Here is an 11,909-nt window from a genome sequence, read left to right as displayed (position 1 = left end):
GTGCGCCATGGCATCTGGCTGGCCCTGGCACTGGGCATGTTGGTGCTGACCTATGGCTGGCTGCTGCCGGCCGGCGTGCTGATCGCCTTGCTGGTATTGGCGGCCTGNCGCAAGGACTTGCGCGCACTGGGTCTGTTGCTGCTGCTGGTGCTGCCATTGAGCTTGTTCATCAGCGCTGCCTGGATACTGGCGCTACACCAATGGGCGCCCACCGAGGTGGCCAGCCAGTTCGACCTGTGGATGAGCTGGAACATCTACCAGTTGAACCGCCCCACGCTCTCCACCCTGGCCTTCCTGGGCAAGTATGGTGTCTGGTTCGCCTGGCCCGCCTGGCCCTTCGCCGGCTGGGCGCTGTATGCCTGGCGGCGCCAGTTGGGTTCGCTGCATATCGCTCTGCCGCTGGCCTTCCTCATTCCCATTACCCTGCTGGTGCTCATCAACGTCCATCGCGAAGAAGGCATGTTGCTGCCACTGCTGCCGGCGCTGGCCATCCTGGCCGCCTTCGGTCTGCCGACCATGAAGCGCGGCGCCATCAATGCGGTGGACTGGTTCTCGGTGATGACCCTGACCACCTCGGCCGCCTTCATCTGGATCGGCTGGATCGCCAAGGAAACCGGCTGGCCGACAAAGATAGCGCGCAATGCCTACAAGCTTGCGCCCGGCTTCAAACCCGGCTTCGAGTGGATCTCGCTGGCCATCGCCGTGGCCGCCACCGTCGCCTGGATCGTGGTGGTGCACTGGCGCATCTCGCGCCGGCCTTCGGTGCTGTGGCGCGCCGTGGTGCTGTCCTCAGGCGGCGTGATCCTGTGCTGGGTGTTGCTGATGACGCTGTGGCTACCCTGGGTCAACTACGGCAAGAGCTATGCGGGCGTGGCTGAACAGATCGAATCCAAGCTGGGCTCGGTCAAGCAATGCGTGCAAACCAACGTGGGCCCAGCCCAGCGCGCCTCGTTCGCCTACTTTGGCAACGTGCGCTTTGCCGATGAGCACGAGCAAGGCTGCGACTACCTGCTGCTGCAAGATGACATCAGCAACCAGGACGCCTCCCTCATGCTGCGCCAATACCCCGGTAACTGGCGCATGGTGTGGGAAGGCCGCCGTCCTTCGGATCGCGACGAACGCTTCCGTCTCTATCGCCGAGCCGGTCGTTGATGACGCGCCGGCCTCCTCTTTGAAAGCCTTGCCACCCGCGTGACAAAAGAACTGCCCGCCCTCTCCTCCCGCCACCACGTCGGCCGCATCGCGCGGCTGGCCTGGCCCCTGTTGATCGGCCAACTGGCCATCATCGCCAATGGCGTCATCGATACCGTGATGGTCTCGCGCTTCTCGGCGCTGGACCTGGGTGCGCTGGCGCTGGGCGTGTCGATCTACATCAGCGTCTTCGTGGGGTTGTCGGGTGTACTGCAGGCGTTGCAGCCTACCATTGGCCAATTGTTCGGTGCCGGACGCCTGGATGAGATCGGCAACGAGGTCAAGCAGGGCATGTGGCTGGCCGTGCTGCTGTCCATCGTCGGTTCGCTGGTGCTGATGTTTGCCCCGCTCTTTCTGGCTTTTGCCAAGGCCTCACCGGAATTGGTGGACAAGGCCACGCTGTACCTGCGCATCGAAGCACTGGCCCTGCCGGCGACGCTATTCTTCCGCGTCTATTCAGCGCTCAATACGGCCATGGCGCGCCCCAAGATGGTCATGGCGCTGCAGGTTGGCGGATTGGTGCTCAAGCTGCCGCTGAATGCCCTGCTGATCTTTGGTGGCCTGGGCTTGCCCGCCTTCGGCGGTCCCGGCTGCGCCATTGCCACCACCGTCATCGCCTGGCTGATGATGCTGGCCGCCTGGCTGCTGGTGGCACGCCTGCCACTGTATCGTCCGCTCAAGCTGTTCGGTACCGGTTTCGTGGCGCCCTCCTGGAAGATCCAACGCACCCTGTTGCTGCTGGGCATTCCGATTGGCATGTCCTACTTCATCGAGGTCACTGCCTTCACGCTCATGGCCGTCTTCATCGCCCGCCTGGGTGCGGTACCGGTGGCCGGCCACCAGATTGCCGGCAATGTCGGCACCGTGCTCTACATGCTGCCGCTGTCCATCGCCAGCGCGACCAGCACCCTGGTGGCGCAAGCCATCGGCGGGGCCAACATGGCCGAAGCCAAGAAGATCGGCCGCGCCGGAATCCGGCTGGCGGTGTCGCTGTCGGCGGTGATGGGCGTGATCGTGTGGTTCATGCGCGTGCACATCATTCATGCCTACACGCCCGATCCCGTCATTCTCGGTGCCGCGCTGCCGCTGTTCCTCTACATCGCCTTCTACCAGCTCTTCGATTCGATGCAGGTGACCACCGCCTTCGTGCTGCGTGCCTACAAGGTCGCGGTGGTGCCCACCGTGATCTACGCAGTCACGTTGTGGGGCGTGGGGCTGGGTGGCGGCTATGTGCTTGGTCTGGACCCGCTGGGCATGGCACCGGCCGCCCTGCACGGCCCGGTCGGATTCTGGGCAGCCAATAGCGTCAGCCTCGGGCTGGTGGCGGTGGGCCTGCTGGCCTATCTGCGCGTGATCCAGCAACGTGCAGCGCGCGGCGAACTCAACGTTTGAGCTGGCCGCCGGCAGCGAACAGATCGTCGTTGCTGGCATCGATCAGGCCCGGGACCGTCGGTGCTTCGGCCGGTCGCCCCAACAGGAAGCCCTGGACCTGGTCACAGTGCAGCAACTGCAATTCGCGCAGTTGCCCTTCGGTTTCCACCCCCTCGGCGACCACTTCCATCTGTAAGGCATGGGCCAGTGCAATGATGGCGGCCACGATGGCGCGCCCCGAATGATCTTCCTGGTCCAGCCGTGAGGTGAAGAAACGATCGATCTTGACCTGCCGACAGTGGAATTGCGCCAGGTAGGCCAGGCTGGAATAGCCGGTACCGAAGTCATCGATGGCAATGTCGAAGCCCAGCGATTGCAGCTCGCGCACCACCTGCGTGGTACGTTCCACATCCTTCATCGCCGCCGTCTCGGTGATCTCGAACATCAGCCGCTGTGGCGCGATGCCCGTCGCCCCCACCACCTTGAGAATGCTCTCCACCAGATCCGTGCGCATCTGTAGCGGCGACAGGTTCAAGGCTACTTTTACCGGCTTCATCCCGGCGGCATCCCAGCGGGCGATCTGGGTACATACCGCGTGCAACACCCAATCCCCGATGGGCAGGATCTGGCCAGAGCGTTCGGCAATGGGAATGAATTCGGACGGGGCCATCTCGCCCAGCTCTGGATGACGCCAGCGCAGCAAGGCTTCCACGCCGGTCAGCTCCTTGCTGGCGCCGCGATACTTGGGCTGGAAGTGCAAGCGGAACTGCTGCTCCGAGATGGCCTGCTGCAAGGCCTGCCGCACCTGTAGATGACGCATGGCGCTGGCGTGCATGGCCGGCTCGAAGAAACGATAGGTATTGCGCCCGCTCTGCTTGGCTTCGTACATGGCGGCGTCGGCATTCTTCATCAACATATCGACCGTCTCGCCGCTATTGGGATAGACCGCGATGCCGATGCTGGAGGTCACGCACAGGGTGGCGTCGTCCACCTGGAAATCCTGGCGCAACGCCATCAGGATGTTTTCCGACAATTGCTCCACCACCACAGGGGTGGAAAGATTGCCCATCACCACCACGAATTCATCGCCGCCGATGCGCGCCACCATGTCCTCGCCGCGCACGCAGGCACGGATACGCTGCGCCACCGCCACCAACAGACCATCCCCCACGGCATGACCGAGCGAGTCATTGATCGCCTTGAAGCCATCCAGGTCCATGAACAGCACCGCAAAAGGCTTGCCATTGCGACGCGCCACTTCGATGGCGTGCTGGATGCGGTCAGTCAGCAGGACGCGGTTGGGCAAGCCGGTCAACACATCATGGGTAGCAAAATGCAACAGCTTGTCATTGGTCCGGCCGACGATCTTCTTGAGTACCTGGTTGCGCTGCGCGCCGCTGACCACCAGCGCCAGGGCCATCGCCAGAAACGCCAGGAACACCAGGCCATTGACCAGGTGCTCGCGTGTAATGCCCCCCGACATCCCGCTGTGCGCCTGCGGATCGATGAGCAGCGCGCGCAGGCCGGCCACCGCGGATGACACCAGGCCGGCTCCCACCAGCAGTGCCGCCAGCACGCGCCGCGCCTGCTGCGAATTGAGCGAACCGGTCATGGGCTTGCGCCCGTTGCTGGCCGAAAAGAGCGTGACGATGAACACGGCCACCACCTCGGTGACCACCAGCGCCACCAGCAGCAGGGGAACCTGATAGACCAGCGGCGGGTCCAGCAGCATGGACTTGAGGGCGATATGTAAGGCGGCATTGAAGGCTGCACCGATGCTCAGTCCGCCGATGAGCAAGTGCAGCGGGAGCGGGCGCCGTATCCCGGTCAGGTGCATCAGGTAGAAGGCGCTGCCCAGACACAGCAGCAGTGCCAGCATCACCAGCCGGGCATCGAAGACGAGGGCCGTAGTCAAATCCAGCGCCGCCACCGTCAACAGCATGGCACCCCATACGCCCACCCCGAACACGGCCGCACCGATCGCTAACCAAAGCCGCCGATGCTGGCTGTCCTGCAGCACGATGCGCTCGGACACCTCCAGCGCCGCATAAGCCGACAGACTGGCTACCAGCAAAGCAAAGGCCAACAGCAGGAAATGAAAGGAAGCTGACATCGTCGAACCTGGGCTCGGATGCGCACAGTCCATGCGGGCGATCGCTGGGAGCCCGCAGGACATCACGCCTGCTCGGTATCGCGGCCGTTCCGTCCTGGCTGGGAAGACGCCACACCTGGCGCAGCATTCAGCAGGACGTCAGTCGATCCTCCGTTGCCTCTCAACGGGTCGCCGCGTTCCATCCTGGAATGCGGCTTGCGAGTGCCAGAGCAGGGCCACCACTGCGCCACGCGATCTGGGTCATCTAAGCCATTCCAGAAAAATAAAAAGTTACGTAACCAAAACGTACCACAGGGATGCTGCTGACTTCGTGATTTATTTGATTTGTTTCTACCAGCGTGCTGCTTTGTCTTCCCGCCCGGAAAGCCCGGATTGAGTGCCATCCCCCCACGGGATGAGAGGCGAATTTTCTAACTAAATTTTGTCCCCACAGAATGGGAAATATATTGGCGCCTTACTCACCATATTGATGCTCCCCCCTCGGGGTCCCGCTATTCTAGCGCGCTTCCGGCCGAAAATACCGCACTGCGCCACGCAGGAAGCACACCGTCTCGTTGTCTCTCCGTGGACACAAGTTCTAAATAAAATTCCCTCATCCACGCACCTCAGTCTCATCTGGACCGACAATGCAAGAGCGGCAATCATCGGCGTTTTACCCCCCTCTCTACTGGCCAGCGATGCAGTACCAAGTGCATCCGGACATCCCACCAAGACCTGCCCGAAGTGGCCTGATGACCTGACATCTACGTGCGTTCACGCACGCCATGAGCGCCTGCACACTTGATCAACCATCGCTCCGGAGCGCCTGAACATGCACATTTTCCCACCCGCCGAAAATGCGAGCCCGCATTGTCTTGCGGGTATGTTTCAATGGCCCCGGCACGACCGATGGCGCAACTCTCCGAGCCAGTGAGCATAAATCACGTTTGCTGCGTAACTCACCCCAAATGCAAACGTACCCCGGAAAGCATTACGTCAAAGTACCTTCGAAAACATGGAAACCGCCAATCAAAAATTCGCAAAGCGCCTACGCGCTGCGATGGAAAAATCTGGATACGAACCCAAGCCCGCCGTTCTGGAGAGGGAATTCAATTTGCGCTACTGGGGCAAGCCGATGACCCTGCATGGCGTGCGCCGCTGGCTGCTGGGCGAGTCCATGCCCAAGCAGGACAAGCTGGAGACGCTGGCCGAATGGCTCATCGTCACCCCCCAGCATCTGCGCTTCGGCGAAGAGATCGGCAAGCGTATCGACAAGCGTCGCGCACGCTGGGAAGAAGCCATCGGCTACCGCGAGCGCGAAGCCTTCGAAGCCTTCATCAATCTGCCGGCTCCGCAGCGCAAGATCGTCAAGGAAGTCATCTTCGCCTTCGCCCAGGTCGCCACCCAGATCCCCGAGAAGAGTAGTCCCGCCGCCAAGGCCAGCACCACGCGACGCCGTGCGCGTAGCTGACGACCAGCAACCGATACGCTAACCCCGGCGTTGAACCAGTTACCAGTCCCTCCGAAACACGATCCCGCGCCCCAGGGATCTTCGTTCCGAAGTTATCGCGCGGCCGCCCTGTCGCCTCATCCCGATTTCCCCCACGGATTTCCTGACCATCGCTGACCTTCGAGGCGACATTGCTGCGCCAGGAATTTGCTGTCAATTCGTCAGCTTCCCGCAGCACAGGAGATGCTGTGGCAAAACATCCACTATCCAGGCAAAATTTTATTTGCCGATGCGAGCTGTCACGTCCACGCAATGCTCGATTTGCTCGGCGATGGCTTCGGGCACCGGACGCTGTCCCTCCAGCACTTCGCTGATCCACTGCGCGGTGGTGTCCGCATCACGCCCCTCGGGCAGATCCGGCAAGTCTTCAGCTACGCTCTGCTTTTCCACCAGTACGGTACGCTGGCCATGACTGAACCAGTCGATGCGCTGCGCGCGCCGCGCATTGGCCACGGTCTCACCTTCGGTACCGCGCATCAGGAAGGCGTCCCCGCGCTCATGCGGAGCGGCGTGACTGAAGTAATCGGTCAACATCTCCAGGTATTCCGGATGGGTATATGAAGTCAAGCGCAGTGCCGGCTGCGCAAACGGTTGCATGATCTTTACCAGGGTGTGGGTGGAATTGCGTACGCCCAGTCGGGCGCGCATGTCGAGCAGGCGGGCGATGGCCGGGGCCAACGCGGCAATCGGGATAAAGGCAGGTTGCCCCGCCGCCATCAAAGCTTCTGCCTCGGCCGCGTTTGTGGCATGGCGCACACCCAGTGCACTGAATATCTCGGCGCTGGTCACGCGCTGTGGATCGCGGGTCACCCCGTGCATGAGTACCGGCACGCCACGGCGCACCAGCAACATGCACAACAGCGGCGCGAGGTTGGCCATCTTGCGCGAGCCGTTATAGCTGGGCAGCACGATCGGCGCGTATGGCCCGCTGGGTGCGCGCAGCGGCACGAAGGAAGCTTCGGCGGCAGCCAGGAAGCCGGCGATCTCTTCTACCGATTCGCCCTTGATGCGCATGGCCAGGAGAATGGCGCCCAGCTCCAGGTCACTGACGCGGCCATCGAGCATGGCCTGGTACATCAATTGCGCATCTTCGCGCGAAAGACTGCGGGCACCATCCTTGCCGCGTCCGATTTCCTTGATGAAACGGGCGGCAGCAAAGTCGGTGGCGGGCTCGACGGCGATGGCCGGAGCAGCAATGGGGGCATGGTTTGGCATGGCCGAAGGGTACACCAAAATCGTCCTCTGCCGCAGCCAGGCGTCTGCGCGCCGGGCTTTCCATTACAATAGCGCCTTTGCCGCGCCGCCCCAGCTGGGTGCCGGTGCCGGCCGCTTCATTGAGTCCATCCCATGTTAGTTCTCGGCGTCGAATCCTCCTGTGACGAAACCGGCCTTGCTCTGTACGACACCGAGCGCGGCCTGCTGGCCCATGCCCTGCATTCGCAGATTGCCATGCACCAACAATACGGTGGCGTGGTCCCCGAGCTGGCCTCGCGCGACCACATCCGCCGCGCCATTCCCCTGCTCAAGCAAACCCTGGCCGATGCCCGGGTGGCGGCCCAGGAGATCGACGCCATCGCCTACACCCAAGGCCCGGGCCTGGCCGGGGCGCTGCTGGTGGGTGCGTCGGTAGCCTGCGGGCTGGGGCTGGCGCTGGACAAGCCGGTGCTGGGCATCCATCACCTGGAGGGGCATCTGCTCTCGCCGCTATTGGCCAGCAAGCCGCCGCGCTTTCCCTTCATCGCCCTGCTGGTCTCGGGCGGGCATACGCAGTTGATGCGGGTCGATGGCGTGGGCCGCTACCAACTGCTGGGCGAAACACTGGATGACGCCGCCGGTGAAGCCTTCGACAAGTCGGCCAAGCTGCTCGGCCTGGGTTATCCCGGTGGGCCGGCCATTTCGCGCCTGGCCGAGTTCGGTGATCCGAACGCTTACCAATTGCCACGGCCCATGTTGCATTCCAAGAACCTGGATTTCAGTTTCTCCGGGCTCAAGACTGCCGTGCTGACCGTGGTCAAGCAACATCACAGCAACGGCAGCAACATCTGCGAACAGGACAAGGCCAACATCGCGCGCGGTTTCGTGGATGCCATCGTGGAGGTGCTGGTAGCCAAGTGCATGACCGCCTTGAAACAGACCAATCTGAAGCGTTTGGTCATTGCCGGAGGCGTCGGTGCCAATGCACAGCTGCGCGCAGCTTTGAATGCCGCAGCCGCCAAGCGCAGATATGAAGTTTTCTACCCAGAATTGCAGTTCTGCACCGACAACGGTGCCATGATCGCCTTTGCCGGCGCCATGCGTCTGCGCGAGGAACCAGGCGCGGCACGCAAGGAATATGGTTTCGGCGTGCGGCCACGCTGGCCGCTGGATGAGTTGCGACCGCCGCAGGCCGGCAACACATCGACCGCTCCGTCAATCATCCCAACGATATAAACAAGAAGGGCCGCAATGCAGATTGCGGCCCTGCTTTTTCGCTCAAGACGGCAGGCTTACTTGGCCGCCTTCTTCTTGTCGCCAATCCTGCTTTCCTTGCCCGCGAGCAGGTTGCCGATGTTCTTGCGGTGGCGATAGATCAGCAGCGCCGCCATGGCCACCACGGCCAGCAGGATGCCATCGGTGGTGCCGAACAGCAAGCCATAGTAAAACGGTGCGAACAGCGCCGCCACCAGCGCAGCCAGAGAGGAATAGCGGAAGGCGAAAGCCACCACCAGCCAGGTGGCCAGCGTGGCCAGGCCCAGCCACACATCCAGCGCCAGCAGGATGCCCAGGGCGGTAGCCACGCCCTTGCCACCGACGAAGCGGAAGAACACCGGCCACAGGTGTCCCAGGAACACGGCCAGCGTCACCAGGGCGATGCCGGTATCGTCCACGCCATAGTGCGGGCCGAACTTCTGCGCCAGCCACACGGCCAGCCAGCCCTTGAAACCATCCCCCAGCAGGGTCAACGCGGCCGCCTTCTTGTTGCCGCTGCGCAGGACGTTGGTCGCGCCAGGATTCTTGGAACCATAGGTGCGCGGGTCGGACAGGCCGAACAGCTTGGACACCAGCACCGCAAAGGAGAGCGAACCGATCAGGTAGGCCGCGATGGCAAACAGGATGTTGAACATGAATAGGTGCTTTCTCTTGTCTCGGAATGGGTCAGGCGGCGTCCGCCAGGGCGCACTGTACCGGCTTGGCCGGCAACACCTTGAGGATGACCGCCGGGTCGATACCCACCAGGAAGCCGCGTCGCCCGCCATTGATGTAGATCTTGTCGAGCTCCAGGATGCTGGCTTCGACGTAGACCGGCATGGTCTTGCGCGTGCCGAAGGGCGAGGTGCCGCCGATCAGGTAGCCGGAGTGGCGGTTGGCCACTTCCGGCTTGCAGGGTTCCACCGACTTGCAGCCGATCTGGCGCGCCAGGTTCTTGGTAGAGACCTTGCAATCGCCGTGCATGAGCACCAGCAGTGGCTTGGCAGCTTCGTCCTGCATCACCAGGGTCTTGATGACCACGTGCTCATCCACGCCCAGCTCGCGCGCCGACACCGCCGTGCCGCCGTGCTCCTCGTAGGCGTAGGGATATTCAGTGAAGGCCACGCCCTGCTTGCGCAGGAATTGGGTGGCGGGAGTTTCGGAGATGTGTTCTTTCTTGGCGCTCATCGGTATTCTTCCTGACGGCAGACTGACCAGCTCCAGAGGCCGGCCGGTCCGTCATGGGCGCACATTATGCCGCAAGATCAGCCACGGGGGTGATGTGCGGCGTGCAGTTGCTTCAAGCGCTCGCGCGCCACGTGGGTATAGATTTGGGTGGTGGAGATGTCGGCATGACCCAGCAGCAGTTGCACCACGCGCAGGTCGGCACCATGGTTGAGCAGGTGGGTGGCAAAGGCATGGCGCAGGGTGTGCGGCGACAGGCGCACAGTGATGCCGGCTTGCAGCGCGTATTTCTTGATCAGTGTCCAGAACATCTGGCGCGTCATCGCAGCGCCACGTGCGGTCACGAACAGCGCATCATCGATCTGGCCCTGCAAGATCTGGCCACGCGCCTCGGCCAGGTAGCGTGCAATCCAGCTACCAGCCTCTTCACCGAAAGGGACCAGGCGCGTCTTGCTGCCCTTGCCGGTCACCCGCAGCACGCCCTCGTTCATGCCCACCTCGATGGTCTTCAACAACACCAGTTCGGACACCCGCAAGCCGCTGGCATACATCAATTCGATCATGGCGCGGTCGCGCAGGCCCAGCGGGGTGGACACATCGGGCGCGGCCAGCAGGGCCTCGACCTGGCCTTCCGAGAGCGTCTTGGGCAGGCGCTGCGGCTGGCGCGCCGTACGCATCTTCAGGCAGGGATCGGACGCTACCCGATTCTGGCGCAACGCCAGTTGAAAAAAACGACGCAATACTGCCAGCCGGCGATTGGAGGAACTGGGCTTGGTCTCATCATGACGGGCCGCGAAATAGGCGTACAAATCCTCGGCCTGGGTCTCGTAGAGCGGCTTGGCGCGCTCCTGGTGCAGCCAGTGGGCATACAGGGTCATGTCGCGCCGGTAGGCTTCCAGCGTATTGCTGGACAGGCCATCTTCCAGCCACAGGCTGTCACAGAATTCATCGATGGCTTCGCGGCTGACCTCGGGGGCGACGATCTTCGGTGTGGTGCGTCCCATGGCCGTCAGTATCCGTTCACGCCTTCATGGCGCAGCAACCAGCGCTTGACCTCCAGATGGAAGCCATCTTCATCATCATGATGCGAAAAGCCACCCAGCCCGCCTGCGGCGGTGACGCGATGGCAAGGCACGATCAAGGGATACCAGTTGGCGCCGCAGGCCTGGCCCACCGCACGCGGCGCGGACTGGATGCGCTTGGCCACCTGTCCGTAGGTCTGCACCTGGCCACAGGGAATGGCCGCAATGGCTTGCCAGACGCGCTGCTGGAAGGCACTCCCCACCGGCAGTAGCGGCAAGCGGAAGCGAAAGCCGGGGTCGGCCAGGTAACGCTCGATCTGCTGCACGGCCTGGGCTGCGACAGCGTCGGTGGCTTCCTTTTCGGCATAGTGCCGGGGCAGGTACACCATCTCCACCAGCGCGCCGGCTTGGCTGCGGATGCCCATACCACCGAAGGGCGTGTGCACCACGGCGGAGAAGAGTTCGGTCAACGGTGAGTCAGCTTGGGTCATCAACACATGGGAGAAGCGTGGCGAAGGCCTATTGTAAGCAATTCGCGCGCAAGAATCGGAGGTCGATGTGCGTATGATCTTGCAAGAAGGGAAACGGGCCGGTCTGCGCGTCGTGGCATCCATACCACAGGAAGAGCGAGTGCTGGAGCAATCACAGCAAAGCCACAAACGATATAAACCGTATAAACGATATACGGCACAGCCATCGCACAAAGAAAAAAGGCGCATCCGCAGATGCGCCTTCAAAAACTCCTGATGCATCCCCGACCGCTTGAGCGGTTTCAATCGAATGCACGTCTCCTCAGTTTCCCGGTATCGATACCGTTTGTTATGCACCACCCGCTTCGTATTCGGTGCCGCCCCGCGGCGCCCGCTCCGATGTGTCGGAAGGGTCGCCGATGAGGCAAGTACATCAACAACTCACTAGAAAAACATCACTGCGAAATTCGATTGCTGGGACGGCATTTGCATTGTGCCGATTCAGCGAAGCCCGCACTTTAGCAGCACTCGGCGCGGTTTCAAAGCACTTTTTCAGGGCAAAACCCACATACTTTTGGGCAACTTGACAGACATCTGATGATATCGGCACCGTGCTGGTG

Annotated in this window: 11 protein-coding genes; 4 read left to right on the top strand and 7 right to left on the bottom strand. The window is 62.3% G+C overall.

Features of this window, described 5'->3' with window-relative positions; genetic code table 11:
* Both I5W_RS03115 and I5W_RS03110 read left to right on the top strand, forming a co-directional pair.
* On the top strand, positions 1-1,152 hold a 1,152-nt coding region (locus I5W_RS03115; RefSeq protein WP_044528147.1), incomplete at its 5' end, for a hypothetical protein.
* 39 nt (positions 1,153-1,191) lie between these two features.
* Positions 1,192-2,583 carry an MATE family efflux transporter gene (locus I5W_RS03110; RefSeq protein WP_044528146.1) on the top strand — a complete coding sequence of 464 codons (1,392 nt, stop codon included), beginning with the start codon at positions 1,192-1,194 and terminating at the stop codon, positions 2,581-2,583.
* On the opposite strand, the gene I5W_RS03105 is transcribed toward I5W_RS03110, so the two are convergent.
* Positions 2,573-4,675, bottom strand: coding sequence for a putative bifunctional diguanylate cyclase/phosphodiesterase (locus I5W_RS03105; RefSeq protein WP_044528145.1), 2,103 nt, complete (start codon positions 4,673-4,675; stop codon positions 2,573-2,575). The two genes, I5W_RS03110 and I5W_RS03105, sit on opposite strands and share 11 nt — an antisense overlap.
* 994 nt (positions 4,676-5,669) lie before the next feature.
* Between I5W_RS03105 and I5W_RS03100 the strand changes: the two genes are divergently transcribed.
* On the top strand, positions 5,670-6,125 hold the full coding sequence (locus tag I5W_RS03100) for a hypothetical protein (RefSeq protein ID WP_017451421.1): 456 nt from the start codon (positions 5,670-5,672) through the stop codon (positions 6,123-6,125).
* Positions 6,126-6,383: 258 nt separating this feature from the next.
* On the opposite strand, the gene ybiB is transcribed toward I5W_RS03100, so the two are convergent.
* Entirely contained in the window at positions 6,384-7,379 is a 996-nt protein-coding gene (gene ybiB, locus I5W_RS03095; protein ID WP_044528144.1) for a DNA-binding protein YbiB, read from the bottom strand.
* Between the two features lie 132 nt (positions 7,380-7,511).
* On the opposite strand from ybiB, the gene tsaD reads away from it, so the two are divergent.
* Entirely contained in the window at positions 7,512-8,594 is a 1,083-nt protein-coding gene (tsaD, locus tag I5W_RS03090) for a tRNA (adenosine(37)-N6)-threonylcarbamoyltransferase complex transferase subunit TsaD (RefSeq protein ID WP_044528143.1), read from the top strand.
* Positions 8,595-8,650: 56 nt separating this feature from the next.
* Here the strand turns inward: tsaD and plsY are convergent, their stop codons facing one another.
* The 5 genes from plsY to I5W_RS32745 form a co-directional block, all read right to left on the bottom strand.
* Positions 8,651-9,268, bottom strand: a complete 618-nt coding sequence (gene plsY, locus I5W_RS03085; protein WP_017451424.1) for a glycerol-3-phosphate 1-O-acyltransferase PlsY — start codon at positions 9,266-9,268, stop codon at positions 8,651-8,653.
* A 31-nt stretch (positions 9,269-9,299) separates the two neighbouring features.
* Complete coding sequence (ybaK, locus tag I5W_RS03080) at positions 9,300-9,800, bottom strand: Cys-tRNA(Pro) deacylase (protein WP_017451425.1); 501 nt, start codon at positions 9,798-9,800, stop codon at positions 9,300-9,302.
* A 77-nt stretch (positions 9,801-9,877) separates the two neighbouring features.
* Positions 9,878-10,801, bottom strand: coding sequence for a site-specific tyrosine recombinase XerD (gene xerD / locus I5W_RS03075; protein ID WP_044528142.1), 924 nt, complete (start codon positions 10,799-10,801; stop codon positions 9,878-9,880).
* Positions 10,802-10,806: 5 nt separating this feature from the next.
* Positions 10,807-11,310 carry a methylated-DNA--[protein]-cysteine S-methyltransferase gene (locus I5W_RS03070; RefSeq protein ID WP_044528141.1) on the bottom strand — a complete coding sequence of 168 codons (504 nt, stop codon included), beginning with the start codon at positions 11,308-11,310 and terminating at the stop codon, positions 10,807-10,809.
* 412 nt (positions 11,311-11,722) lie between these two features.
* Positions 11,723-11,909: hypothetical protein (locus I5W_RS32745; protein WP_217284433.1), on the bottom strand; the 187-nt coding region annotated here is incomplete at its 5' end.

Origin of the sequence: Herbaspirillum sp. B65, assembly GCF_000333555.1 — a bacterium.
In the GTDB taxonomy this organism is placed as follows: domain Bacteria; phylum Pseudomonadota; class Gammaproteobacteria; order Burkholderiales; family Burkholderiaceae_D; genus Herbaspirillum; species Herbaspirillum rubrisubalbicans.
This window is presented reverse-complemented; position numbering and strand designations above follow the sequence as displayed.